26 protein-coding genes are annotated in these 24,503 nt (G+C 57.8%); 23 read left to right on the forward strand and 3 right to left on the reverse strand.

Features of this window, described 5'->3' with window-relative positions; all coding sequences use genetic code 11:
- Positions 1–39 precede the first annotated feature (39 nt).
- From ACIQUB_RS29925 to ACIQUB_RS29935, 3 genes are all read left to right on the forward strand, one after another.
- Positions 40–795 (forward strand): SDR family NAD(P)-dependent oxidoreductase, encoded by a 756-nt coding sequence (locus ACIQUB_RS29925; RefSeq protein ID WP_402935220.1) that lies wholly within the window; start codon positions 40–42, stop codon positions 793–795.
- A 356-nt stretch (positions 796–1,151) separates the two neighbouring features.
- A complete protein-coding gene (locus ACIQUB_RS29930; protein ID WP_402935348.1) occupies positions 1,152–2,957 on the forward strand; it encodes an amidohydrolase in 1,806 nt (601 codons plus the stop codon).
- A gap of 123 nt (positions 2,958–3,080) precedes the next feature.
- On the forward strand, positions 3,081–3,521 hold the full coding sequence (locus tag ACIQUB_RS29935; protein ID WP_402935223.1) for a YybH family protein: 441 nt from the start codon (positions 3,081–3,083) through the stop codon (positions 3,519–3,521).
- A 67-nt stretch (positions 3,522–3,588) separates the two neighbouring features.
- Here the strand turns inward: ACIQUB_RS29935 and ACIQUB_RS29940 are convergent, their stop codons facing one another.
- On the reverse strand, positions 3,589–4,497 hold the full coding sequence (locus ACIQUB_RS29940) for a LysR family transcriptional regulator (RefSeq protein ID WP_402935226.1): 909 nt from the start codon (positions 4,495–4,497) through the stop codon (positions 3,589–3,591).
- Positions 4,498–4,624: 127 nt separating this feature from the next.
- On the reverse strand, positions 4,625–5,365 hold the full coding sequence (locus ACIQUB_RS29945; protein ID WP_402935229.1) for an SDR family NAD(P)-dependent oxidoreductase: 741 nt from the start codon (positions 5,363–5,365) through the stop codon (positions 4,625–4,627).
- A gap of 267 nt (positions 5,366–5,632) precedes the next feature.
- Here ACIQUB_RS29945 and ACIQUB_RS29950 point away from each other — a divergent pair, with 267 nt between their 5' ends.
- Together ACIQUB_RS29950 and ACIQUB_RS29955 are read left to right on the forward strand one after the other, a co-directional pair.
- A complete protein-coding gene (locus ACIQUB_RS29950; protein WP_402935232.1) occupies positions 5,633–6,589 on the forward strand; it encodes a zinc-binding alcohol dehydrogenase family protein in 957 nt (318 codons plus the stop codon).
- A 22-nt stretch (positions 6,590–6,611) separates the two neighbouring features.
- Positions 6,612–7,529 (forward strand): alpha/beta hydrolase, encoded by a 918-nt coding sequence (locus tag ACIQUB_RS29955; RefSeq protein WP_402935351.1) that lies wholly within the window; start codon positions 6,612–6,614, stop codon positions 7,527–7,529.
- 14 nt (positions 7,530–7,543) lie between these two features.
- On the opposite strand, the gene ACIQUB_RS29960 is transcribed toward ACIQUB_RS29955, so the two are convergent.
- Positions 7,544–8,419, reverse strand: a complete 876-nt coding sequence (locus ACIQUB_RS29960) for a LysR family transcriptional regulator (protein WP_402935234.1) — start codon at positions 8,417–8,419, stop codon at positions 7,544–7,546.
- Between the two features lie 140 nt (positions 8,420–8,559).
- On the opposite strand from ACIQUB_RS29960, the gene ACIQUB_RS29965 reads away from it, so the two are divergent.
- The 18 genes from ACIQUB_RS29965 (at position 8,560) to ACIQUB_RS30050 (ending at position 24,183) form a co-directional block, all read left to right on the forward strand.
- Positions 8,560–9,219, forward strand: a complete 660-nt coding sequence (locus ACIQUB_RS29965; protein WP_402935237.1) for a hydrolase — start codon at positions 8,560–8,562, stop codon at positions 9,217–9,219.
- 88 nt (positions 9,220–9,307) lie between these two features.
- Positions 9,308–10,243, forward strand: a complete 936-nt coding sequence (locus ACIQUB_RS29970; protein ID WP_402935240.1) for a pirin family protein — start codon at positions 9,308–9,310, stop codon at positions 10,241–10,243.
- Between the two features lie 77 nt (positions 10,244–10,320).
- Complete coding sequence (locus ACIQUB_RS29975; protein WP_402935243.1) at positions 10,321–10,884, forward strand: hypothetical protein; 564 nt, start codon at positions 10,321–10,323, stop codon at positions 10,882–10,884.
- A 29-nt stretch (positions 10,885–10,913) separates the two neighbouring features.
- On the forward strand, positions 10,914–11,255 hold the full coding sequence (locus tag ACIQUB_RS29980; protein WP_402935246.1) for a hypothetical protein: 342 nt from the start codon (positions 10,914–10,916) through the stop codon (positions 11,253–11,255).
- Between the two features lie 181 nt (positions 11,256–11,436).
- Positions 11,437–11,862: a sulfocyanin-like copper-binding protein gene (locus ACIQUB_RS29985; protein WP_402935249.1), complete on the forward strand. Its 426-nt coding sequence runs from the start codon at positions 11,437–11,439 to the stop codon at positions 11,860–11,862.
- Positions 11,863–12,150: 288 nt separating this feature from the next.
- Positions 12,151–13,170 carry a PAS domain-containing protein gene (locus ACIQUB_RS29990; protein ID WP_402935252.1) on the forward strand — a complete coding sequence of 340 codons (1,020 nt, stop codon included), beginning with the start codon at positions 12,151–12,153 and terminating at the stop codon, positions 13,168–13,170.
- A 272-nt stretch (positions 13,171–13,442) separates the two neighbouring features.
- Positions 13,443–15,026, forward strand: a complete 1,584-nt coding sequence (locus ACIQUB_RS29995) for a methyl-accepting chemotaxis protein (protein WP_402935255.1) — start codon at positions 13,443–13,445, stop codon at positions 15,024–15,026.
- A gap of 95 nt (positions 15,027–15,121) precedes the next feature.
- Positions 15,122–15,628: a molybdopterin-dependent oxidoreductase gene (locus tag ACIQUB_RS30000; RefSeq protein ID WP_402935258.1), complete on the forward strand. Its 507-nt coding sequence runs from the start codon at positions 15,122–15,124 to the stop codon at positions 15,626–15,628.
- A complete protein-coding gene (locus ACIQUB_RS30005; RefSeq protein ID WP_402935261.1) occupies positions 15,625–17,790 on the forward strand; it encodes an ATP-binding protein in 2,166 nt (721 codons plus the stop codon). Before ACIQUB_RS30000 ends, ACIQUB_RS30005 begins: the two co-directional genes overlap by 4 nt.
- A complete protein-coding gene (locus ACIQUB_RS30010) occupies positions 17,787–18,851 on the forward strand; it encodes an HD domain-containing phosphohydrolase (protein ID WP_402935264.1) in 1,065 nt (354 codons plus the stop codon). The genes ACIQUB_RS30005 and ACIQUB_RS30010 overlap by 4 nt, the downstream gene beginning before the upstream one ends.
- Before the next feature lie 241 nt (positions 18,852–19,092).
- The gene (locus ACIQUB_RS30015; RefSeq protein ID WP_402935266.1) at positions 19,093–19,416 is read left to right on the forward strand and encodes a hypothetical protein; all 324 of its coding nucleotides are present in this window, start codon (positions 19,093–19,095) and stop codon (positions 19,414–19,416) included.
- Between the two features lie 305 nt (positions 19,417–19,721).
- Complete coding sequence (locus tag ACIQUB_RS30020) at positions 19,722–19,898, forward strand: DUF3606 domain-containing protein (protein WP_402935269.1); 177 nt, start codon at positions 19,722–19,724, stop codon at positions 19,896–19,898.
- Positions 19,895–20,182, forward strand: a complete 288-nt coding sequence (locus ACIQUB_RS30025) for a hypothetical protein (protein WP_402935272.1) — start codon at positions 19,895–19,897, stop codon at positions 20,180–20,182. Before ACIQUB_RS30020 ends, ACIQUB_RS30025 begins: the two co-directional genes overlap by 4 nt.
- Positions 20,183–20,270: 88 nt before the next feature.
- The gene (locus ACIQUB_RS30030; protein WP_402935275.1) at positions 20,271–20,519 is read left to right on the forward strand and encodes a hypothetical protein; all 249 of its coding nucleotides are present in this window, start codon (positions 20,271–20,273) and stop codon (positions 20,517–20,519) included.
- Positions 20,520–21,084: 565 nt separating this feature from the next.
- On the forward strand, positions 21,085–21,315 hold the full coding sequence (locus ACIQUB_RS30035) for an acetyltransferase (RefSeq protein WP_402935278.1): 231 nt from the start codon (positions 21,085–21,087) through the stop codon (positions 21,313–21,315).
- 324 nt (positions 21,316–21,639) lie between these two features.
- Positions 21,640–21,984: a hypothetical protein gene (locus tag ACIQUB_RS30040; protein WP_402935281.1), complete on the forward strand. Its 345-nt coding sequence runs from the start codon at positions 21,640–21,642 to the stop codon at positions 21,982–21,984.
- Positions 21,985–22,610: 626 nt separating this feature from the next.
- Complete coding sequence (locus tag ACIQUB_RS30045; RefSeq protein ID WP_402935284.1) at positions 22,611–23,051, forward strand: helix-turn-helix domain-containing protein; 441 nt, start codon at positions 22,611–22,613, stop codon at positions 23,049–23,051.
- A 142-nt stretch (positions 23,052–23,193) separates the two neighbouring features.
- The gene (locus tag ACIQUB_RS30050) at positions 23,194–24,183 is read left to right on the forward strand and encodes an alpha/beta hydrolase family esterase (RefSeq protein WP_402935354.1); all 990 of its coding nucleotides are present in this window, start codon (positions 23,194–23,196) and stop codon (positions 24,181–24,183) included.
- The last annotated feature ends 320 nt before the right edge of the window (positions 24,184–24,503 follow it).

Below are 24,503 nucleotides of genomic sequence, written 5' to 3' on the forward strand. Positions count from 1 at the left end.
ATACCCCTGAAGGTCCAGCACAAATTGAGGGACACAACAATGCACAAGACAGATAACACTCCACTCGCCGGTAAGCGAGCGCTCGTAACGGGGGCCGCCCGTGGGATCGGTGCTGCCGTGGCGCTGAAACTTGCCGAAGATGGCGCCGACGTCGCGATAACTTACGAGACGTCAGCCGAAAAGGCCAATGCCGTTGTCGCCAAGATCCGCGCGGTGGGCCGCAAGGCTATTGCCATTCAAGCAGACGCCGCGCTCGCCAAATCTGCGACGGCCGCCGTCAAGCAGGCAGCCGAAGAACTTGGCGGGCTCGACATCCTGGTCAACAATGCCGGCGTCCTGTTTGCAGGCGATTTCTCGACGCAGCCACTGCAAGAGATCGACGCGCAACTGAACGTCAATCTTCGTGGCGTCCTCCTGACCACACAGGCGGCGCTCAGATACATCCCAAACGGCGGGCGCATCATCAGCACCGGAAGCAATGCGGGATTGGCGGTTCCCTTTGCCGGCATCGCGGTCTACGCGGCGACGAAGTCAGCACTCGAAAGCTTCACGCGTGGTCTTGCACGTGAGCTCGGGCCTCGGGAGATTACTGTCAATCTGGTTCGCCCTGGCCCGATCGACACCGACATGAACCCTGCCGATGGCGCTCTCGCCCCCGCTATCCTGCCGAGCTTGTCGATCGGACGCTACGGCCGACCTAGGGAAGTGGCCGAGGCGGTCGCCTTTCTCGCTGGACCCGGTGCAAGCTACATAACCGGATCGGGCATCCTGGTCGACGGCGGCATAAGCGCCTAGTGCGACTTTGGCAGCGCTACCGCCAGACGCCGACGTGCAAAAGTCGTCGTCAACGAACGAGACAACTGCAGGGCTGATGGATGATGAAGCGGCGGTACCGCTTCGTCAAAGAGCAATCAGAGAGGACCATCCACATCGATGGCATATGTCAGCGGTGGCCGTGTTCGCTGGAGCGGTCACTTTCAGCGTTGCTAAGGAGGCAACGACTGTCACACAGAGACGCTCGAAATGCCGCCGCGTTGCGTTTCCCGCAACGCCGTGTGTCGTGGTCGACATCTTCTTTGTCGTAGAGGGGTGTGACAGGTTCCGCGAGAAAGACCTGCGACAGGACGGGTCCGAACCTTGCGGAACAGCATATGATAAAGAAAATACTCATCGCATCCTTTGTGATCGCGTCCATCTCCGTTTGTCGGGCAGAGACGAACCAGGGTTCTCCAGGGGCCGATCTCATCGTTTTCAACGCAAAGATATTCACTGGAAACGTCGGGCAGCCGGAAGCCTCGGCGATCGCTGTGACGAAGGGACGGATCTATTCGGTCGGGTCTAATGCAGACATTCTGAGCCTCAAAAACGCCGGTACGAAAGTCATCGACGCGGGTAATCGGCGCCTCATCCCCGGCATCATCGACGCCCACACCCATGTGCTTAACGATAGCGGTTTCAACTTCAACATCCGGTGGGATGGCGTGCCGACGCTCGCCAGGGCGCTCGCGATGTTGAGTGAGCAAGCCTCGCGTACGCCTGACGGACAGTGGGTCAAGGTAATAGGAGGCTGGTCACCCTACCAGTTCACGGAAAACCGCCTTCCTACAATGGAAGAACTTGAACAGGCCGTGCCCGAGAAGCCGTTGATCGTTCAGTATGCCTACAATCAGGCCTTCTTGAACAAGCGGGCGATGGAAAAGCTCGGCGTCGGGACCGATCGGTTTCCAAAATTGGCCGACACCCAATTCGAACGGGATGGCTCCGGCAGATATACAGGCGTCGTTTTTGGCAACACGTGGACGTTCGTTGCTCTCGAGACCATGGTGCCGCAACTCTCCTTCGACGAAGAAGTAAGCTCGTTGACGTCGAGCATCAACGGGTTGAACCGCTTCGGTGTGACCTCGATCATCGATGCTGGCAGCAGGTGGGGATATCCGAAAGCGCAGGCAATGGTCGACGTTCTCTCGCGCGAGAAGCGATTGAATGTGCGCATGCCTTTCATCGTTTTGCAGCTGGGTAGTGGTTCCGGCGTCAGCATGACGGACTTGCAGCTTGAGGCAATCACCAAGACAGCGCCGATCAGTCCAGGGCAGAATCTGGATCCGTCGCTCGCCCACGGCCACGAGTATCGCGGCGCAGGCGAGGTCCTCGAGGCCGAAGTTCACGATCATGAGAACTTCGAGCGTCCGGCCATGATCATTCCGCCCGAGCAAATGCATCGGCTTGTGGACCATGAAATCAGGAAGCTCGTCCAAAGGCGAATGCCGTTCAGAGAGCATATCAGCTACGATGAAAACATTACTCCGTTCCTCGACGCAATGGAAGCGCTCAATCGGGAGGTTCCCTTCAATGGATTGCGGTGGAGCCTCGAGCACGCCGAGACTATCAGTCCGGAAAATATCGAACGGGTGAAGAAGCTCGGCGGAGGGATCGCGCTGGATCACAAGATGGCGCTTCATGGCGACGCTTTCATCAAGAGCCATGGACGAGATCAGGCCCTGCGGACGCCGCGCCTGCGCCAGCTTGTCGATAGCGGCATTCCGCTTGCAATGAGCACCGATGCATTTCGCGCCGCCACGTTCAATCCTTGGATCGGTGTGAGCTGGATGGTCACCGGGCGGTCGGTGTCTGGATCCGAAGTGCTTGCGCCGGAAAACCGGCTCACCCGCGAGGAAGCACTGACACTCTTCACCAAGGGGGGCGCTTGGTTCATGAACACGGAATCGGAGATGGGATTGATTGCGCCCGGCAATCTCGCTGATTTCGCCATACTGGACCGGGATTACTTCTCGGTTGCGGACGATCAGATCAAATTGGTCTCTTCAGTGCTGACCGTCATGGACGGCAGGGTCGTCTTCGGTGCGCAGGACTACGCCGCCCTTTCGCCGACCCTCCCGGCAATTTTGCCTGCCTGGTCGCCGGTCAAGTATTTCGGAACGTACTTTGGCGAGAAATGAGAGTTCGGATCCTCCAAGAATTCCTCACCCGGCGGCTGCCGCGCAGGTCATCTACGTCGCATGTTACGAGAACGCTTACGCCCCGGCATTGCGACACATCCTCAACCCACGGAGAAAGACGATATGAAACCCTCACTCAGGTCTTCCGATGAAGACGAAGCCGCCACCTCGGCGCGGCAGAAAATCGAAAATGCGCTCGCGCAATACGAAGCCGCCTTGAATGCCTCGGACACGACCGCTGTCGCCAAAATGTTTGTCGCCGATGGCGTGTTCATGGCACCAAACAATCCGTCCGTCATAGGCATAGATGCGATCCAAAGGGCGTATGACGGAATATTCCAGACAATAAGCTTCGATACGGAATTGACCGTGGCAGAGGTCGTGCAGACGGCATCAAACTGGGCGTTCGCGCGTACCAACTCGAAGGGCTTTGTCACCGTCAAAACTCTCGAACAACGCGTGCCAGACGCAAATCACGAGCTGTTCATATTGCAGAAGGATGCAAACGATCAGTGGAAAATAGCTCGCTACTCCTTTGCAACAACCAATCCGTTGCCGCGGTGATTTAGAGTTACGCAGTCGACGGCGCCCGAAGTGGCGCCAGCGGCCCTTCCTTGATGTGAGAGCGACATCAGATACTGCCGCTCTCGTCCCAAGGATGCTTGTCGTCGCACGGGCGACCAACATAGTCGATGAGCATCTGTGTGAGGATCTTCACTTTTTCCGTCGGATAGGGACTGGGCGCCCGCACGACAAAGATCCCTGCCGGGGGCACGGGGTATCGGTTCATGACAGCGATCAGCGCCCCCGAAGCGATGTGATCTGCAACAAGGGGTTCCGGAAGATAAGCGAGCCCCACCCCCTCCAGGGCGGCTGCGACAAGTGAGAGCGCATTGTCGGCGATGAAGCGTCCATTGGGGCGCACGGCAATGACATCTTCCCCATCCATGAATTTCCAAATCTCTGCCTCTCGCATGGCAACCCGATGGGTCACGATCTCCTGAGGCGTCTTTGGGACACCCTCAGCATCAATGTAGCTCGGGCTGGCTACAAGCTTGCCAACCATGGGTCCGATGCGCTTCGCAACGAGATTGGAATCTGGAAGATGTCCCACCCGGATTGCACAGTCGAAGCCTTCTCCTACGAGGTCTACGAAGCGATCAGTGTATGATGAAATCACCATGAGCTTCGGATATCGGCGCGCCAGGGCGGCCAGAACCGGAGCGAAATGTGTAGGTCCAAACGATAGCGGAACGGCAATTCTCATTCGCCCCTGCAAATCGCCTGCCGGCGAAACCGCTTCCCGAGCCATGTCTACTTCGGCGCAGATGCGGGCGGCATGCCCTCTAAACGTCGACCCGGTTTCGGTGACGATCATGCCGCGTGTTGTCCTTGCAAGCAGTTGCGCGCCCAGATCCGCTTCCAACTGGGTAATCCGTCGACTGATTATCGTTTTCGAGATGCCAAGACGGAGCGCCGCCGCCGAGACCCCACCCGCCTCAGCAACGTCCAGGAAAATCCTCAGATCTTCTATTTCCAAGGTGGATCCTTTCTTGACAGGAGATGGCGCAGGTTCGGGCTTTGTCGGATGCGCTCCTTGGCCCTTTGAGCAATGCGACGAAGGACGGCCCGTCGTCCACCAGGGCCGTCCTTGAAATGAAGATAGCTCAGGCGATCGCGCCGCCATCCGCGGTAAGCGTTGCGCCCGTGATGACGCTTGCAGCCGAGCTTGCCAGGAACACCACGGCATTCGCGATCTCCTTCGGCTCGCCAAAGCGCCCGAGCGACGTCAGGCTTCGCTGAAAATCTGCGGCCCCGCCATCGGCCGGGTTGGCATCCGTGTCCGTCGCACCAGGCTGCACGAGGTTCACGGTGATGCCGCTTGGTCCAAGTTCGCGAGACAGGCCGCGCGTGAAGGACGCCAGGGCTGCCTTCGACATTGCGTACGGCGTGAGCCCCGGGAAGGGCACCCGCTCACCGAGCGCGGAGCCAATCGTGACGATACGGCCGCCGTCGCGCAGATGCGGGATGACTGCTTTCGCAAACAGCACCGGCGCACGCACGTTGACGTCCATCAGGGTTTGATAATCGTCGAGGTCCAGATCGGCGATGTTTCCTGAATGGCCGATCGCTGCGCTATTGACGAGGATGTCGAGCCCGCCCAACGCAGCCACGGCGGCTTCGACAGCCCGCGCGATCGCCTGCGGATCGGCGCTGTCGGCCTGGATGGCGACGGCTCGACGGCCGCGGCTTTCGACGGACCGGGCAACCGCCGCAGCCTTCTCGTTAGAATTTTGATAGGTGAACGCCACATCGGCACCATTTTGCGCAAGTGCTTCGACAATGGCCGCTCCGATGCCGCGCGAGCCGCCAGTTACCAAGGCGCGCTTTCCACTCAAATCGATCATAGGATTGGGTTCCTTCCTTCGGAGTCGTGAATTCGGGAGGGCCTCGGCCTTTGCCTTGCTCCCTACGGATGTCGCCTATGTCGTGGATCCGTCGTTGCGATTGAAGTGGCGATGAATGCGACAGCCTGTTGCGCGGTGGGGAACAGCGACCGCGCTCGATCTCGCTTGTTGCAAGTCGCGCAACACATCGTTGCCGATCGCAAACCCTTTCTCGGGATCACATAAGACCTACATGTCCCTACAAATTGCTCGAAACATGGAGTGAAGATGAAGGCCGCCGTCTACGACAATCCAGGACCACCGTCTGTCCTCAAATACGTTGATGTGGCTGATCCGGTCTGCGGGGCGGACGACATCCTCATAAGGGTGGAAGCGATCTCCATAGAAGGCGGAGATCTGATCAATCGCAGATCGACGGCCCAGGTACCTCGGTGGGTGGTCGGATATGCAGCGGCCGGCACGGTCGTGAGTGTCGGCAAGGACGTGACCAACCGTGCCGTCGGCGACAAGGTCGCGGCTTTCAGCATGCAGGGATCGCACGCTGAGCTCTGGGCTGTCGCTGCTTCGCGAACATGGCTTGTTCCCGCAGGGCTGGACACCGCAAAGGCGGCCGGCCTACCCATCTCATTCGGCTCGGCCTATCACAGCGTGGTCACCCGAGGCGGTATCGGCAAGGGCGAAACCGTCCTCATCCACGCCGCGGCCGGAGGTGTAGGGCTGGCGGCAGTACAGCTTGCCAATAAGGCAGGAGCGACGGTCATCGCCGTCTTAAGTGGGCGCGAAAGGCAGGCGCGTCTGAGCGAACTCGGCGCCACCTTCGTTGTGGACCGAATGCAGCACGACGTCGCACGCGAAGCACGCCGCCTGTCCAATGGGAGAGGCGTCGATCTGGTCATCGACCCGGTCGGCTCCACATTGCAGGCTTCACTTTCTGCGCTCGCACCGGAAGGTCGTCTGGTCTTCCTTGGCAACGCCGGCGGCGGAAAGCTTAATGTCGATTTGTGGCAACCAATGCAGAACAATCAGACGCTCCACGGCGTGTTCATGGGATCCATCTTCGAACGGCCTTGTGTGCATGCAACCGTTGACGATCTCCTTGCCGCCGCCGCAGCCGGCAGGATCGAGTTGGTTATCGACCGATCCTTTATGCTCGAAGACGCCGCGCAGGCGCATCTCTATGCCGAGAGCGCCAAGCCGCTCGGTCGGGTCATCATGGTGCCATGAAAATCGGAAGGTCCAACACATGCTGAAGCGCGTTTCGTTCAAGAACAGAGGTATCGAAGTCGTCGGGAACATTCACCTGCCACCGGATTTTGACGAGGGTCGCGCGTATTCTGCGATCGTTCTTTCGACGCCCGGTAGCAGCGTCAAGGAGCAGATCGGCGCTATCTACGCCGAAAAGCTCTCAGGCCAGGGGTTCGTAGCGCTGGCCTTCGACCCGTCATTCCAAGGCGAGAGCGGCGGCGAACCGCGTGATCTTGAAGATCCAGCCGCACGGGTCGAGGACATCCGTTGCGCGGTCGATCACCTGACGACGCTCGCCTACGTTGACGAGGATCGGATCGGACTTCTGGGGATCTGTGCGGGCGGTGGCTACGCGATAAAGGCAGCCCAGATCGAGCCGCGCGTCAAGGCAGTGGGCACCGTCGTTGCCAACGACATTGGCGAAGCAATGCGGCGGCTGCTTCCCGACTACCGTCAGACCCTCCGGGACGTCGCAGCCGAGCGAACCGCGCAGGCCCGCGGTGCCCCACCCCGCAGAGATCCCTGGATTCCTGACAGCCTCGCGCAGGCCAAGGCCGCTGGGATCACCGATGCCGAATTGCTGGAAGCGGTCACGTTCTATCGGGAATCGCAGTATCGGCATCCGAATTCGACGAACCGCCTGCTATTCGTCAGCTATGGCGGTTTGCTTGGTTTCGACGCATTCAGCCTTGTGCCGGACTTACTCACCCAGCCGCTGCAGGTCGTCGTTGGTGGACGCCGCGGGCCGACCGGTCAATACGAAACGGGCAGGCGGTTGTTCGACCTGTCTCCGTCGAAGGTGAAGCACTTCCTGGAAGTCGAAGGTGCGGGACATTACGACTTGTACTACAAGCCGGAATATGTAGATCCGGCAGTCGCACGGTTGGCCAATTTCTATTCAGAGCATCTGGCGTCCTAGGATTTGAAGGCTTGCTAGGAGGCGCCGGAATCGAAACACTCGATCAACATCTCGGTCAGCACGCGGACCTTCTTGGCAGGATGCTGTCCAGGAGGCCTGACCACGAAGATGCCAGCGGTGGGAGGCGGATGGTTGGGCATCACTTCCACGAGTGTCCCAGAGGCGATGTGCTGGTCCGTCAGACCGTTTGGAAGTCTCGCAATGCCTAGCCCTTCCAGGGCGGCAGCAAGCAATGCAACTGCGTTGTCGGCCTTGAAGCGGCCTTGCGGGCGCATGTTGACCACCTCGTCGCCATCTGTGACCGGCCACACTTCCGTTCCCACCATGAGCGCCTCATGCTTGAGAAGTCCGTCCGGCGTTTCGGGCGAGCCGTTACGGATAACGTAGTCGGGACTGGCGACGAACTTCGCATAAAGAGGTCCAACGCGCCTCGCAACGAGATTGGAATCTGGCAGGTATCCGATCCTGATCGCACAGTCGAACCCCTCGCTGATGAGATCGACAAAGCGGTCGGTGTAGCACGACGTGACCTGGAGTTGCGGATGTCGGCGCGCCATCTGAGACAAGACAGGGGCGAGGTGGGTCGGCCCGAACGACAAGGGAGCAGCGACCCTGATGCGCCCGCGAAGCTCGCCAGCGGGCAATATGGTATCGCGAGCCGCGTCAATATCAGACGATATCCTCGCGGCGTAATCGCGAAACGTCTCGCCTTCTTCCGTCAACGCGATGCCGCGCGTCGTTCGTGCAACGAGCTGTACCCCAAGATCCGCCTCGAGACGCGCGATGCGCCGGCTGACCATGGACTTGGAGACGCCAAGCCGTTGCGCGGCAGACGTGACGCCTCCAGCATCCGCGACTTCCACGAAGGTTCTGAGATCGTCAATGTCCATCCAGCGTTCCCCCTTCTGCAACACAGCTCGCGTTTTTAAGGGCTACCGCATCAGGGGCCGCGATGACAAGGTTTTCGTGGAGCGCTCGGTTGTGGGCGTTCAAACCCATATCGCCGAACTTTTAGCAACAAGGATGCTCCATGACCTTTCGTAACGGCCTCGCCTCGCTTCTGCGCCCCGAAGATTCCGTGCTCGTCCTCATTGACCACCAGCCGTATCAGCTTGCGAACGTCAACAGCCACGAGCCGACGATGGTGGTCAACAACACGGTCGGCCTGGCGAAGGCGGCAAAGGCCTTCAACGTTCCTACTATCCTGACGACCGTGATCGCGGAACGCGGCGGCAACCTGTTCCCGCAGATCGCCGACGTCTTCCCCGGCCAGGAAATCATCGACCGGACGCTCATCAACACCTGGCAGGACCCAAAGGTCGTCGACGTCGTGAAGGCGACGGGCCGCAAGCAATTGATCATCGCCGGCCTCTGGACTGAGGTGTGTGTCGCCATGCCGGCAATACAGGCCGCTGGCGAAGGCTGGGATGTAACCGTTATCACGGACGCCTCGGGAGCGGTTTCGCATGAAGCTCATCAGGTCGCAATCCAGCGAATGATTGCAGCCGGTGTCAACATGATGACGTGGCTGGCACTCGCAGCCGAGTGGCAGCGCGACTGGGCCCGTGCCGAACAGGCTGCGAAGATCACCGACGTCATCGTCCAGCATTCTGGTGGTAGCGGCATTGCCTATCTGTGGGAGCAGCAGCTGCTGAACACTCCCGCGCCCAAGGCTGGTGCTGGAGCCTAAGCACGTTTAAAAAGGGGAGTTGGTGCGTCACGCGTCACCGCTCCCCGCCGTGAACGGATGGTCATCGGCCGAAGAAAAGGAGTTTAATATGAGCTGGAATCCCGCGATCGAACCAGGATGCCCCGATGAGGTCGGCGTGGAGGCGATCGAGACCTTGATCGTTCCTCGCGCCCGCGACCTGGGCGGCTTCGAAGTCCGACGCGCACTGCCTGCGCCGAACCGACAGATGGTCGGCCCGTTCATATTCTTCGACCAGGCCGGTCCCGCCGAACTCCTAACAGGGCAGGGCGTCGACGTTCGACCTCATCCGCATATCGGTCTCGGCACAGTGACCTACCTATACCAGGGAGACTTCCATCACCGCGACAGCACCGGTGCCGACCAAATCATCAGGCCAGGCGAGTTGAACTGGATGGTCGCAGGCAAAGGCGTGTCGCATTCGGAGCGAACGAGTGCGGCGGCAAGAAGCGGCCCGAACAGCCTGTTCGGAATACAGACGTGGCTTGCTCTTCCTGATAGTCACGAGGATGTGGCGCCTTCCTTCGAGCACCACGGCAGGAACGCGCTTCCAATGATTGAAGACCAGGGCGTCTCGGCAAGGCTCATCCTTGGAAACGCCTACGGAGCGCGCGCTCCCGCCAGGATGTTCTCGGAGACCTTCTATGCCGACGTCAAACTGGATCCACAGGCCCGTCTTCCTATGCCGGACGATCATGAAGACCGCGCCATCTACGTCGTCGAAGGTTCGATCTCGGTCGCCGGCCAGGAATTCGCGAAAATGCAGATGATGGTCTTCCGCCCGGGTGACAGGATAACAGTGGCAGCCGGCGAACGGGGAGCCCGGATCATGATACTCGGAGGCTCGACCTTTTCCGGCCCGAGATACATCTGGTGGAACTTCGTAGCGTCGTCAATGGAACGTATCGAAGAGGCAAAGGAGCAATGGCGAGCCGGTAAGTGGGGCGAGGGCCGCTTTGACCTTCCTGCCGACGACCGCGGTGAATTCATACCCTTGCCCGATTGATGCCTAATGTAACATTTGGATGCGAGAGCCCGGCCTAATGCCGGGTAACAAACGGCGCTAATTCGTGGGAGAGGCTCATGCCGGCAACAATGGACGAAGTGCATCAGGCGGACGAGGCGTTGTTTCGGGCTGTTGATGCCGCGATCGATGCGGCCGTCCTTGCTACCGGCGACAAGCTCCGTTCCCTCGGTGTGCCTGCATCGCCGCACGACTACTTCAGCGACGCTGCTCTTCGTCACCTCTTCCTTCGACTGTGCGGCGCTGATGGCCAAACATTCCAGGACGGCGATCCCGAAGTCGCCTGGAAGATCCTCTACGCCGGCCGCAACGTCGCTAGACGGTGGGAGCGGCAGCAACGCTGGACGGCAACTGTTCGAAACAGGCCGGAACGCCCAGAAGACATCGCGAAGGATCAGAGCGAAGGACAGGAGTTGGCAAGATCGGCGGAATCCTTTGCCCTAAGAGCCGTCCTTCGCACATTGATTGAGCACGCGCGTACCACAGATCCCCAGATCGACGCTCGGCTACGGGCGATGGTTGAAGCCCATGCCGCTGAGCCGACCGAAGGCTCCCAAGCAGAGCGAGTGTTTATAGAAACTGCGCGAAACTACATATCGACCTTCACCAAGACACCGCACTAGAAAAGCGCATTTCGCTGAAGGATAATAGCATGAAGAAACGAGGTGCTGTCGGCAATGCCGCCGACAAGGAAATCGCCGATGTCATCACGGGCGCGGATCAGATGTTGGCCAAAGCCATTTCCGCCGCTCTACGAGAAGTGAGAGATAAAGTTGCCGAGAACATGGCGGCGATCGGACACCAGGCAGCAACACCCGCGCTCGGATATTTCGCTGCGGTCGTGCATCAGCGCATGTATTGCCTCATGTGCGGCGCCGATCCGGACACGTTGGCGGGAGGCGATCCTGAAATCGCATACCACGTCATTCGCAACAGTCAAAATATAGCGGTGCACTATTGGGGGGCTGAGATCGCGGTCTATCCGGCCAAATAATCGGATATGGATCGCTGAACAAGTGGAGAGGCGCCGAAAGAACTCGACCTATTTGCGAATTCGCTTTTGACTGTCCCTTGTCAGCTTGACTTGAGCGCTAGAGATAGCGCGTACCTTTCAGGTGGGCGTCAGGATCGATCGTTAGCTGCGAGTGGCTGGATCAAAGAGGAGATTCGATCACATGTCTCGACACAAAGGCATTCTTGTAGGGTTTGGATTGCTATGCATGGCAACTCCATCGCTCGCCGCCACCACGGTTCAGGTGACTGAAGGAGGAGAGGGCGGCGGACCGATGACATTGACGGTGGACCAGTCGACCGTGAAGGCTGGGGAAGTGATATTCAAAGTCCACAACGATGCGATGACGGAAGAACATGAAATGGTGCTGGTCAAGCTAAAGGCTGCAGACCAGCAGATCCCGATTATTCAGTCAAAACACCGGGTTGATGAGAAGCAGCTAAAGAGCCTTGGCGAGGTTTCCGACCTCAAACCGGGAGCGGACGGCACTCTTAAGGCAAAGCTCGCACCAGGTTCATATCTCCTGCTTTGCAACATCAAAGGACACTACGAGGCGGGCATGCATGCCATGCTGACCGCAGTTAAGTGATAATGTGCCGGCGGCGCCTTGCCGCCGGAACACACCTCGGATGGGAAAGGCAACTCGACAGTACGTAGTATTTCACACCTGAGTGACAACGATACAACTATTTACGATTGATTTTTTAGATTAATTAATTTGATCTAGCGCAAGATCCCGAGCCAAAACTGTGCTGTTATCGGATAGTACTTTGGTTCGCTCCGTGACGTATTGCCGAGCAACATAGAAAAGGCTCTAGAGTGCCGCCTTCGGGCATCGATCGTCATTTCTGTCGGAAACTTTCCAGAACGCTCAACCATGCCGCACACGCGCCCGCTTAGGACTGCTGATTCAAAGCTTCGCCTTCTAGAGGAAAAGCTCAACGTTGGCACTTGGACCTGGGATCTTCTTAGTTCGGAAATCACTTGGTCACACGGCCTCTTCCGCATGCTTGGCTTCGACCCCTCCAGTGTCGTCCCCACTCTCGACCTCTACCAGTCACTGGTCCATCCCGATGACCAAATGACCTTCGACGATGCGATCGGATTGGCTTCGGATCGTCGACTGCAGAACCGAAAGTTCAGAATCATCCGTCCGGATGGAAGCCTCCGATGGCTTCACAGCAAGGCACAGCCACACCTCGACCGCAGCGGTGTTCCTGTCCTTCTGTTCGGCGTCATCGTCGATGTGACGGAAGAAGAGGAACTGAAAGCGACAAGCGAAAATGATGCGAAGGTAGCGAGCATTCTGACCCGGCTATTGAAGGGAAAGGTTTGGAGAGCAAGTCCGAATGGAAAGTTGATCGAAACCGCGGATTGGACGAGCCTGACCGGAGAGACGGCAGCGCAGGCACATGACTGGGCATCCTTGTCGGCCATCCACCCCGACGACCGGGAGAAATTTCGGGAAAATTGGCGGCGGGCGATCTCCTCCAAGGAAGAGTATTCTTCAAAGTTCCGAGTACTGGCCAAAACGGGGCGCTATGTTCAGATGGCAAGCAGGGCCATGCCGCTTGTGAATGCGAGCGGCGCAATCGACCAATGGGTTGGCTATTCTGTCATCGCCGAGACATCGCTGCCCGAGGTGGGCGCTGCCTGTCTCTGTTCTGCGCAAATTCGGGCCGCGAGAGGCTTTCTCGACTGGACCGCACAGCAGCTTGCCGAGTTCTCTGGCGTCTCGTTTTCGACGATCCGACGCATGGAGGCCTCGCACGCTTCGGTGCGGGCAGACAGCGTTCAACAGGTTAGGGCAACGTTTGAGAAGCGGGGAATCGTCTTCGTTGCAGGCGACGATGGTCTCGTCAGCATCGGCTTTAAATTGCCGGATTCCTTCGAATAAAACCGAATTGGCGCAAAAATGCCCACTCCGTTCTGCATAAGGCGGGCTCAAGCGCAAAAATTGCTCACTTCCCAAAAGTGAGCAATTCCAGATCTGCATTTTCCTACTCAAAAGTTTACGATTTAAAGCATTCACTAAAACAGCATCTGTAGATTGTTTCAGATCGGAAGCAGACGGGGCGCATGTTGTTGGTGTAGCGCCACACCGATTCCGCACATTGCCGATTTGCACGATGCAGGCCTCAAACCTGCCAACAGGAAAGCTATGTTCTGATGCGAGACCGTAATTCTCAGGCGAAACTGCATGAACGCCTTGACTTCGTAGGCTTGGATAACGGGCAGAGGCTGGCGCTCTCGGCCCTTGCTCCGACAATAGCGAGCTCGCTCGATGGCGCGTTGGACGCATTCTACGCGAAAGCCCGCGTTCATCCGGAGACCGCGAAGTTCTTTTCCAGTGAGGCTCACATCCAGCATGCAAAGGACCGTCAGGTTCGGCATTGGGAGACTATCGCTTCGGCAAAGTTCGACGATGAATATGTCGAGGCCGTAACCGCGGTTGGAAAGACACATGCCCGACTTGGCTTGGAGCCGCGCTGGTACATTGGCGGCTACGCCCTGATCGTCGAACGCATTGTGCGAACGGTGATCGACGATGCGCTATCGAGTTTCCTGCTGAAGTCGAAGCGCGCGAAGCTCGGAGAGGACATCACCGCGGTCATCAAGGCTGCCCTGGTCGACATGGACTACGCTATCTCGGTCTATCTGGAGGCGCTCGACGAGCAGCGGCAACGGGCAGAAGGTGAGCAACGAAAGCTCAAGGAAGAACAGGATCACGCGCTTGCGGCATTGGACAAGGCACTGGCGATGCTTGCGGACGGAAACCTCACGGCAAAGCTTGCGGACGTCGTTGGAGACGGATTTCAGTCGCTCAAGGATAACTATAACAGCTCTCTGGAAAGCGTTGGAACGGCGATCTCTGAGATCCATCGGGCAGTGGCGATGGTGTCGACCCAATCACGCGAGATTTCCGCAGCCACCGACGATATGGCCAAACGTACCGAACGGCAGGCCTCGGCACTGGAGGAGACTGCCGCCGCCTTGGAGGAAATCAGCACGATCTCCCGTCAGGCTCAGGAGAGGACTCAGGAAGTGCAGGGCCTCGTTCGGCAGTCGGCCGCAGAAGCGCTTTCCTCCGGGGTCGTGGTCGAGGAAGCTATCCGGGCAATGAGCGAGATCGAGAGTTCGTCGAAGGAAATGACCGCCATTATAGGTGTGATCGACGAGATTGCCTTTCAGACAAACCTTCTCGCCCTCAATGCTGGGGTGGAGGCTGCGAGAGCAGGGGATCAAGGCAAAGGCTTCGCCGTCGTCGCGCAGGAAGTGCGCGAGCTTGCACAACGCTCCGCCAAGGCGGCAAAGGAGATTAGTGTCCTTATCGGGCGCTCTTCCGAGGACGTTGTCCGCGGTGTTGGACTGGTCGACAAGACCGGGGTAGCCCTTCGCAGCATTGGAACGCAGGTCAGGGCAATCGACGAGCACATGGCCACGATTGCAAAGTCCTCCCACGAGCAGGCCACAGGCATCGCGGAAATCAACGCCGCCGTCGGCAACATGGATAGTATCACCCAGCAGAACGCAGCGATGGTCGAGCAGTCTTCGGCGGCCACGTCGCGACTTTCTGACGAGGCAGCGCGACTATCTGCCCTTGTCTCCGGCTTCAAGGTTCCCAACGTCAGGCATGCTGGCGACGAACATCGGCAAAGCCCATCTCCGGCCAGACGGCTCCTCGGTGCGGTGCAACCGCGTTTTCCGACGAATGGCGCTCTCGCCGAAAAAGGCTCCTGGGAGGAGTTTTGAGGGGGGAGGTCGCCCGCCACTTGGCTGTTCCCCATCAGTGATTCCCTCCACCCACCAAAATTTCCGCCACCGTTACAGATGAAGGATGCATACCTATGACCATGTCTCGCTTCATGGCAGCAGCCGCCGCTGTCTGCCTGATCGCCGTTCCCGGCGCGAATGCCCTCGATCGCCCCACCGGAGATGTCGTTCTCACAATATCCGGTACGATGGACGAGCCAAATGTTGGAAACACCGCTCAGTTCGATCTCGCGATGCTGGAAAAGCTCCAGGGACGCACCGGTACCATGGTGACACCGTGGACGGACGGCAAGAGGACATTTTCGGGGCCGCTTCTGAGAGCGGTGCTCGATGCCGCCCACGTGCATGGCCGGACACTCAAGGTCACGGCTCTGAACGACTACTCAGCCGACGTCCCGGTTGACGACGCCACGACCCTCGATACGATGCTAGCGACACGTGTGGACGGCAAGCTCATATCCGTACGCGACAAGGGGCCGCTTTTTCTCATCTACCCTTTCGATAAACAGCCTGACATCTACAACGAGAAATATTTCTCGCGTTCCGTCTGGCAGATCAAGGCGATCGAGGTAGAGCAGTGATACGTGCTGCCCACGCCAGCGGTGACATTATCCGCAAGACAGGCAAGTCGGCGGCCACGCTACAGCTCTTTGCGGTGGCTTTACTCGTGGTACTCGCCTGGCTGTTCTGGGAGATATCGAACCGATACACGGCACTCCATGACGGTGTCCGTGAAAACGCCCTGTGGTCCGTCTACCAGCTTGATCGGGAAACCCGAAAGTTCGTGGAGGAGTTGGACCGCGTGACTCTTGGATCGGATTATGGCGATGCGTCGCTTAAGGCGCTGTCGATGAGGTTCGACATTCTCTACTCGCGTATGACAACGCTCGATCAAGGCAGGTTCGAGCAGTACTTCGTCAGCGACTCTAAGATCGTATCCTACCTGCAGCCGCTTCGAGCAGCCATTTTAGAAGACGCCACCCTCTTCGACGAAATCGCCTCAGGTGCGCACGTCCCGCCAGAGCGTCTCCGAGCTCTTCGCGCCAAGGTATCGACAATGGCCGCGAACGCGGAGCAACTGCTGACCTATACGAACAACGCTTTGAGTTCCGTCCGGGCAGACGATCGGGACGAAATCCTTCCTCTGGAACGCGAGTCCATGGCGCTCATTGCGATGTTGATCCTCTGCGTCGCCTTCCTGATATTCACGCTCCGCCGTCAGCTTTCGAATGTCAGGGCGGCTGGCCTCAGCTTGGAAACGATGGCGGAAAAGATAAACGCCGCCCTGCAAGGCGCCGAAGCGGGCAACCGCGCAAAATCGCAGTTCATGGCGACGATGGGCCATGAGATCCGAACGCCGCTCAACGCTATCCTTGGAATGGTTGAACTGCTCGAACTGGCTCGACTGCCTGAGGCGGCGGTCGCACAGGTCAAGGCGATCCGGCGCTCTGGGCATGCCCTTCTCGACATCATCAACGAAATATTGGACTTCTCGAAGATCGAGCACGGAAGGCTTGAGCTCGAATACCGCACCGTAGAGTTGGCGGCGCTTTTCCGCAATACGTTGGAGATCATGAAGGGCCGCGCAGCCGAAAGCGGGAACGCCCTTGCGCTGGATATGCCGCCATCGCTGTCCGACCGTTGGGTTCGAACCGATCCGACCCGGCTGCGCCAGGTGGTTTTGAACCTGTTGTCGAACGCTTTGAAGTTCACGACAAAGGGCAATGTGACCCTCCGGATTCGCGAGATGGATACGGGACAGAAACTGCGGATCGAGGTTTGTGACAATGGCATTGGCATTGACCAGTCCGGTATCGAAAAGCTTTTCCAGCCATTCACGCAGGTCGATGCGAGCATAACGCGGAAGTACGGTGGAACCGGACTGGGACTTACCATCTGCAGAGAGATCGTGTCCAAGCTGGGCGGTTCGATCTCAGTCGAAAGCGTGGTTGGCAGGGGCAGCACGTTCTGGTTCGAGGTTCCTTTCGAGGCTGTAGAGCCAGAGACACCTGCCACCGCGTGTCTAGTGGAGCCGCTCCGCATCCTGCCTTGCATGAGAGTGCTGGTCGTGGAGGACAACGCGATGAACCAGCAAGTCATCTTGAAGTTTCTTGATCATCTTGGGCAGGACACGACGCTGGCCGAAAATGGGGAGATAGCTGTCGCGAAAGCCTCGTCCGCGGAGTTCGATTTGATCCTCATGGACATGCAAATGCCGGTAATGGACGGAATAGAAGCCACCAGGCAGATCAGAGCGAAGGGCGGATACGGCATCGCAGTGCCGATCGTGGCGATGACGGCGAATGCATCGGAAGAAGACCGCAGGCTTTGTCTCGAGGCTGGAATGACGGACTTCCGGATCAAGCCCATATCGCTCTCTCAGCTGCACGAGGTCCTCTCAGCAGCGGCGGGCAGGTCCGTGCGTCGAATGGTGACTAGCGTCAGTGAGGAGCGCCGGGCGGAACTCGTTGCGATTCTCGGAGAGGACGCGTTCAGCGCGCTTCTCGGTTCGTTCTTTGCTGATGCAACGCAGTTGATCAAGGATGCGCGCGAGGCTTTGGCTGCTCATGACAAGGTGGCGCTCGACAGAACGTTGCACAGTCTCAAGGGCGCGGCCGCTAATCTTGGCCTGCCTTCGGTTGCAGCACGCTCCCAGGATCTGCGTGAAGGGCACGCGACCGGGGAAACCATCAGTACACTAGGTCAAATGATTGATGATGCACGACAGGAGTTTGCCGCATGAAGCCTTTGCGTATCCTCTTGGTCGATGACAACCGAACCAACCTCGAACTGCTAAGGCGTCTGGTTGATAGCTTAGACTGCTGTTCTGCAGTCACATTCTCGAGCTCGGTGGAAGTGATGAGTGCCGCAGAACGTCTCGAGTTCGACATCGCGGTTATGGATTATCAAATGCCCGGCTATGACGGCGTCCAGCTGATGAAAAAGCTGCTCGGCCTCCAGAAGTTTCAAGACAAGCCAATGGTCATCGTGACAGCTGACACGGATCTTGAAATCCGAATGGCGGCGTTGAACGCTGGGGCGATCGACTTTCTGACAAAGCCCGTTAATCCAATAGAATTCATTGCAAGGATGAAGAACCTTGTCGCCCTCACGGACGCACGCAACAAGCTCGCGGATCAAGCGACATGGCTGCAGACTGAAGTCGACAAAGCCGTTCTGAAAATTCGGGAGCGCGAAGAAGAGATTATCGACAGGCTTACGCTTGCAGCCGGGTACAAGGACCCCGAAACGGCTAAGCATACTCTGCGGGTCGCGGCATATTCCGAGGCTATCGCGCTCTCATATGGATTGAGCGCAGAAGATGCCGGAGAGATACGATGGGCTGCGCCCATGCACGACATTGGCAAGGTCGCAATCGCTGATGCCGTACTCCTGAAGCAAGGCAAGCTCACGCCTGACGAGTTCCGCGAAATGCAGCGGCACTCATCCGTTGGATACGAGATCCTCGCTGGTTCACGATCGAAACTGTTGCAACTGGCCGCCGAGATTGCGGGTAGCCATCACGAGCGCTGGGATGGCGCAGGCTATCCGAGAGGATTACGCGGCGAGAATATCCCCCTCGCCGCCCGGATTGTCGCAGTCGCCGACACCTTCGACGCGCTTACGACCGCTCGCCCTTACAAGGACGCATGGCCGCTGGAGCGCGCCGTGGAACACGTATGCGATAGCGCCGGAACCCACTTTGATCCGGCATGCATCTCAGCCTTCCTAAAGGCCCTCTCGTCAATCGAAAAAATCATGATAGACCAGCATGAACCTCAATTGGCTTGGGCGGCCGCGTGACTATGTCGTTTAAACTCGGTCACAGTGAGATCCTTTACCTCGAAAACAACTCTTCGAGCTTCGCAAGCTTGGTCGCGATGTCATATCGTCGGTGTCTGTCCCGGCACGGCGGGTTTTCCGCGTCACTCGTATGCATGAACGGACCTTTAAGGTCGCCTGTGCACTTCGAACATCGGGACCGGAGGTCCCGGGTGCGCCAACCATGCAGGTGCCAGCATTTAAACATACCTCGGGTCGCGACATGAACGATAACAAGAAATCAATGGAAGATGACGATCTTTCGGACATCTTGGCAAATCTGGTGAAGCAGAATTATCATATGAGCCAACGTCTTGTCGGTCTGCAGGCCACGTGCGCAATGCTACTGTCTGAAGTCTGCAAGTTAAGTCCCGATCCTAGAGGTTCGTTGGTTCGCATTTGCGGCGAGTTGGACGGTCTTGCTTCCGGCGTGGCAGAGAAGTTCGAAGTGTTGCAGGCCGAGGAGTGCATATTTGACAGTCGAGGGATCAGTGAATCCATCGAGACGGTCATGACGCTCGCGCAGGAAGGATTTTTCCCGCGATGAACACGCCCCTGTAGTCCGTACAAACCTCATTCTATAGCTAGATCCGACTCAAGCTCGTCCTTCACTGGCTTTCCCGTGACGCTGTCCACCTATTAGGGGGCAGTGGGTAGCTCACAATAGTTCGTGTTTGTGAAGCCGCCATGCTTTCTAAGGCTTGCTCAAGCCGACGCGTGTCATGCGTCGGTCGGCGGCAACAGCATTTCTTGGGCGCTGTTTCCATCGGGCTGCATCGCGTGACGTCGGCATCCGCTGGAACCGATTAAATCCTCGTGAGTTTCACGATGATAAAATCAGGAGAAAACTAGATGTCAACTACATCGATAGGCCGCTCGCAGGATCGCGCTCGCGTCGCAGCAGGCCAGGACCACGAAGTGAGATACGAAGCAAAGAAAGAAGAAGTCGCCAATGAAGCCTTAAAAGGAGCCGTAAGGAAGGCGGGCAATTCCCGCAAAAAGGTAGAAGCTGAACTCGGTCGAAAATGAACATCGTCTCGGACCTTAGAACACTTCCACCACTCGAACGGCGCGCCGTTCTTGAGCGACTTGCAACCACGCTCTCTGACACCGCAGCACTTGCAGCCTCCGAAGGCGAAGAAGCGCTCGAGTTGGTGATGCGCTCGGTCGGCTTGGCGTTGCGCGAAGTGGCAGCTGATTTGGCGACGGTCGACGTCGTTCTCGCTGAGGACGTCGCCGTGCGCGCGATGAGCCTCATTATGACATTCCACGCCCGACACCCTCATTTACTGGCCGGGCCGACGCTGCACTAAAATCGGTATCGTTTTATCGGCGCCCCGTCACCCCTGTCCGCAGACCATGTCCTTCGAACCTGGCAGCATAGCCATCAGGAGAATCTAAATGTCAATCAAAGTTGAAGGTAGCCAACACAGCATCGACGACGCATCACAGTGCGTCACAATCGTGGAGGTGGCGGTCATCTCCGATGGTCAGCGTGTGCCGATGGGCTTGATGAACAAGGACCAGGCCCTTGCGCTTCCAGATGAAATCGAGGTCGAGGTCTCTCATCCCGAACACGAAGCGGGTTCGACAAACACCTACATAAGCCGCGACGAACTCAAGGAGCATGTCGAGGTGAACGGAGGATGATTGCCTGGTCGCAGACCGATCCATGAGCATTTGCCCGACTGGCCGTGAACGACAAATCGGACCACTGTGGCCCACGCTCTCGGCACCTTTTTTCGACAAGCGGACAACGATCCCGGCGGTTGAAGTTGCCGCGAATAGCGGTTTGGGTGCTTGTCAAGGTGGGATCGGTCTTCGTCGCACGTTGACGAACACCGATCATCTCCTACCTCCTCTTTTCATGGAGGTTCCCATGCGCAAAGACAACGAAATCCCTCTGATGCAACAGGCCGTCCTGCACTGGTATCGATACTACGAAGTGTCACCCGACGAACCATCGTCTCGTGTGCTTCGACTGGCAGCAATTAAGTTGTATAGGGAGGGTTATCGAAGCGTCGAAGATATAGCAACGATGCTCATAGGAACCTATGTCGGCATCTGGTCCACCAAAGTTAATGCTCCCGGGTCATCAGCGGTCCACTGAGAAAGCAGTTTCAGCGTTGCAATAGCCAGGGACGCTAGGCTGAGTTGTTGTTGAGACGTCCATTGCGGTACCCGCAACGATCGACACGTTCAGATGGAGAGTTGGATGCTTCAAGCATTCTGGCAGTCAGGACAGCCTCTCGGCCCCGACGAAATCATCATGATAAACCGCATTGTCGCCGATTTTCGCCGCGAAAGAAAACTTGAAGCCGATTCCGAAGAAGCGCTACGTGCCGCGGCCGAGCTTTTGAAGTGGTTTCGAACAGGCGTCACCCAAAGCGGGAAACTGCGGGAATTACTCTACTCGCTGACACCGCCGCAGCCGCCGACCAAATAGCTATTTCCATTGCTCCACCTCCGAACTTGGAACGAAACTAGCTCCCGCGCTTTTCTCCCGGACCCCAATCGCGGAGATTCGATCATGGGAACGTCTGACAGGGTCAAGGGTCGGCAAACGAAGTTGTAGGTAAGGCGTGCCGCGCTGCAGGTAGGCAGGCAATCGAGAAGATGGGGCCAAGGGCCTCGTTCAGTAAGCCATTGGAAAGGCTCAAGGCCGCCAAGGGCGATGCCAAGGAAGTTGTAAAGACGTCGTCGACGAGGCCTGACATCGGATCATAACGCAAGCCCGCACAGGTCGCAGGCTTTTTTCTCGAGGAAGCTCATGAACATCGTAAAGTCAGTGATATGTGCAGCCGGGTTGGCGTTGATCTCTTTCAACGCACAGGCTCAGGATAAGCCGCCCGCTGATCCGGCAGTCGACGCCTGCAAATCGACCGGATTGCTGGCTCTACAGGAACGTTCGCCAGAAATCACGGACCTCGTGCTCGACATGGAGAGCCTTGCCGTTAGCAAGGCAGATACCAAGGTCGGCGACGTTCCTGTGAAAACTGTCGTCCTTGGAGAAGCTTACATCTCCCGCAAACAGCAGACAGGCAAGCCCGACCGCTTCGTCTGCCTCCTTGGTGAAAAAGGCAAGGTCCTTCTCACCTTCTTCACGGCACAATAGCTGTGGCCGCGCCTCCCAAATTCGATCGAGGTCCGGAGCAAACCCCTTACCAGGGTCGGCGGACGCCAGATTCCAAAAAGAAAAGGGGGATATCAATCTGGTCGGTACTTGGACTGGCCCTCTTCATTTTGATGCTGGCGCTTCTCGTCTTCGACACCTGGCGAGGATGAGCAACGTCTCACCATCGTCCGAGTGAGAAGACTTCGACGGTGATGATCGATCGAATTCAGCATGGCGCAGAGGGAGCGAGCAACGCTTTTGTCCCGCCATCGCAGTTGGCGTCCCTGGTAGTCGGTGGGCCTGCCTGTGAAAACATCGACCACAGTCCAACGACCATCAGGTCCGAGTTTCAGATCGTAACGATCGGTGAAATGACAGCTCATCGTTGCGGACTATCCGCCTAAGGTTATCTTCATATTAAGAAATTACTATGTTTTTGACTGATCGGTTGGCAGATTTGCGTTTTAGTGAATACCACTTGACGCGCGGAACGAGCGCCAAGTCACTCGAGCAAAGCTAATTGCTCGAGTAGTCCTGACATCTTTTAATCTTTTTTCGCGCTACGAAGTACAGACCTAGTCCACGAACATATTGCGATCGACCTATTTGTTTTTGATGGAGGGCACATGGAAAAGGACACTATGCGCGACTTTCGCACCGGCTCGGCTCACGACGGAACGCCTCATCCAGTGGATGTTCATGTCGGACTGCAAATCGCTACCGCGAGAAAAGCGAAGGGTCTGTCACAGAGCCAGCTGGGCGAGGCCATTGCGGTGACCTTTCAGCAGGTTCAGAAGTACGAGCGAGGAACGAACCGCGTTAGCGCCTCTACCTTGTTTGCGATCATGCATTTTCTAAGCGTGCCGTCGGCGTACTTCTTCGACGGTCTTCCCACCGAATCAAGCGGCGGCTCCGAACCTTTCAATGATCCGCTCACTCCTGAGATGCGCGCTTTCCTGAGCTCAAAGATCGGCTTGGAGATTGTCGAGGGATTGTGCCAGACGCCAGCTCCGCTCCAACGTGCTGTGGCGACCATCGTTGAAAATCTTAAGGTGAAGGACCACTAAAGGCCGCTGCCTGGTTCGATACCTCCTTCGGCGATGATCGTCTGACGCTCCCTGGAATTGCAAAACCCGCGTTGTGACCTATCTCAAATGCTGCATTGCACAAGGAGCAAGAGATGGGGCCCGATCTGGCGATGGCTTGCGGCTGATGTTCCGATTTCCAAAATCATTATCGAAGGTGCTGCGCACGCAGAGGAAGCTTAGCAAGCTCTTCGAAGTCAAGGTGCAGGCGCCAAGGCGCAAAGCCGCGCGTACCACAGATGCCATATTCGAGACGACGTCAAAATTTGGCTCCAACCCTGGAAGGCTCCTCATGAAGTCCTTCGTACCTCAGGACTTGCTGCCGAAATCGCCGCTCGTGGTCGTGCTGCACGGATGCCGCCAGACGCCGGAGAGCTTCGATGCCGCAAGCGGCATCACCCGGCTTGCGAAGGCGAGGGGCTTCGCCGTCCTGTTTCCGCAGCAGACGGCAAGCAACAATCCGCACCGCTGCTTCAACTGGTTTCGGCCCAGCGCCGTCGCTCGCGACCGCGGCGAGCTGCTATCGATCAAGCAAATGATAGCGCATGCATGCTCCAAGCATCGCTGCAACCGCTCGCGGGTCTTCATCGTCGGCTTGTCAGCGGGCGGGGCTATGGCCGCGGCTCTCGTCGCCAATTATCCCGACACCTTCGCCGGTGCCGCCTTTGTTGCAGGAATGCCGGTCGGCTCGGCACGCGACGCCCTTTCGGCATTGGGGGCAATGAACAGGGGAGCGACTGCGCCTTCGTCAGGGTGGGGGAGCAACGTGACAGGGTTGTCCGACCTTAAGAGATCCTATCCACCGATTAGTGTCTGGCAGGGCACGCTCGACACCGTGGTCAACCCCAAGAACGCGGATGCCATGCTCGAGCAATGGCTGCAGGCCAGCAATGTGGATCCGCTTATACAGCGAACGGAAACGAAATCGTGGGGCATGCGCCGAACATGGGGCGCAAAGGGACGCAACCCGGTCGTATCTTATTCGATCAATGGGATGGGACACGGGTTTCCGGTGAAGCGCACCTCGAAAAACAGCTTGGGTGCAGGTGATCCGTATGTCTTGGCGGCAGGGGTGTCAGCGCCACTGGAATTGATGCATCTGTGGGGCATCTGAGTGAAACTCGAGATGCTCAGCGTCGATCAACGTAACAGCCTATCGCCCACGCAACAGCTTCTCTTCGACTTCAGTACGGAAGATCCCGACCCCAGTCGTTGAGGTTTATCTAAACTGCGTCGTATGCGCGCCCGACACGTTTCGATCAGCCGCGTTCCAAACTTGTGTTGAAAGCCTCGATGAAGGCAAGCGAGCGATGTCTGCATCTGACGCTGAACCCTGGAGGTCTTGCGGACCGCGAGCCCCGGTGCACCGGAGGCGCTGGCTTCTTTGCGGAATTCGCTCGTTTGGGCAGACCAGTTCGGCGCATCTCTGGCAAC

Source organism: Rhizobium sp. NPDC090275 (assembly GCF_044772225.1).
Lineage (GTDB): Bacteria > Pseudomonadota > Alphaproteobacteria > Rhizobiales > Rhizobiaceae > Rhizobium.

Bases quoted from the DNA above. Each gene is read 5' to 3' on its own strand.
- ACIQUB_RS30045 (WP_402935284.1), top strand. From the start codon at position 22,611: ATGGAAAAGGACACTATGCGCGACTTTCGCACCGGCTCGGCTCACGAC.
- ACIQUB_RS29965 (WP_402935237.1), top strand. From the start codon at position 8,560: ATGACCTTTCGTAACGGCCTCGCCTCGCTTCTGCGCCCCGAAGATTCC.
- ACIQUB_RS30030 (WP_402935275.1), top strand. From the start codon at position 20,271: ATGTCAATCAAAGTTGAAGGTAGCCAACACAGCATCGACGACGCATCA.
- ACIQUB_RS29980 (WP_402935246.1), top strand. From the start codon at position 10,914: ATGAAGAAACGAGGTGCTGTCGGCAATGCCGCCGACAAGGAAATCGCC.
- ACIQUB_RS29925 (WP_402935220.1), top strand. From the start codon at position 40: ATGCACAAGACAGATAACACTCCACTCGCCGGTAAGCGAGCGCTCGTA.
- ACIQUB_RS30040 (WP_402935281.1), top strand. From the start codon at position 21,640: ATGAACATCGTAAAGTCAGTGATATGTGCAGCCGGGTTGGCGTTGATC.
- ACIQUB_RS29930 (WP_402935348.1), top strand. From the start codon at position 1,152: ATGATAAAGAAAATACTCATCGCATCCTTTGTGATCGCGTCCATCTCC.
- ACIQUB_RS29945 (WP_402935229.1), bottom strand. From the start codon at position 5,365: ATGATCGATTTGAGTGGAAAGCGCGCCTTGGTAACTGGCGGCTCGCGC.
- ACIQUB_RS30020 (WP_402935269.1), top strand. From the start codon at position 19,722: ATGTCAACTACATCGATAGGCCGCTCGCAGGATCGCGCTCGCGTCGCA.
- ACIQUB_RS29995 (WP_402935255.1), top strand. From the start codon at position 13,443: ATGCGAGACCGTAATTCTCAGGCGAAACTGCATGAACGCCTTGACTTC.
- ACIQUB_RS29970 (WP_402935240.1), top strand. From the start codon at position 9,308: ATGAGCTGGAATCCCGCGATCGAACCAGGATGCCCCGATGAGGTCGGC.
- ACIQUB_RS29985 (WP_402935249.1), top strand. From the start codon at position 11,437: ATGTCTCGACACAAAGGCATTCTTGTAGGGTTTGGATTGCTATGCATG.
- ACIQUB_RS29990 (WP_402935252.1), top strand. From the start codon at position 12,151: ATGCCGCACACGCGCCCGCTTAGGACTGCTGATTCAAAGCTTCGCCTT.
- ACIQUB_RS30025 (WP_402935272.1), top strand. From the start codon at position 19,895: ATGAACATCGTCTCGGACCTTAGAACACTTCCACCACTCGAACGGCGC.
- ACIQUB_RS30015 (WP_402935266.1), top strand. From the start codon at position 19,093: ATGAACGATAACAAGAAATCAATGGAAGATGACGATCTTTCGGACATC.
- ACIQUB_RS29960 (WP_402935234.1), bottom strand. From the start codon at position 8,419: ATGGACATTGACGATCTCAGAACCTTCGTGGAAGTCGCGGATGCTGGA.
- ACIQUB_RS30035 (WP_402935278.1), top strand. From the start codon at position 21,085: ATGCTTCAAGCATTCTGGCAGTCAGGACAGCCTCTCGGCCCCGACGAA.
- ACIQUB_RS30000 (WP_402935258.1), top strand. From the start codon at position 15,122: ATGACCATGTCTCGCTTCATGGCAGCAGCCGCCGCTGTCTGCCTGATC.
- ACIQUB_RS30010 (WP_402935264.1), top strand. From the start codon at position 17,787: ATGAAGCCTTTGCGTATCCTCTTGGTCGATGACAACCGAACCAACCTC.
- ACIQUB_RS29975 (WP_402935243.1), top strand. From the start codon at position 10,321: ATGCCGGCAACAATGGACGAAGTGCATCAGGCGGACGAGGCGTTGTTT.
- ACIQUB_RS29935 (WP_402935223.1), top strand. From the start codon at position 3,081: ATGAAACCCTCACTCAGGTCTTCCGATGAAGACGAAGCCGCCACCTCG.
- ACIQUB_RS29950 (WP_402935232.1), top strand. From the start codon at position 5,633: ATGAAGGCCGCCGTCTACGACAATCCAGGACCACCGTCTGTCCTCAAA.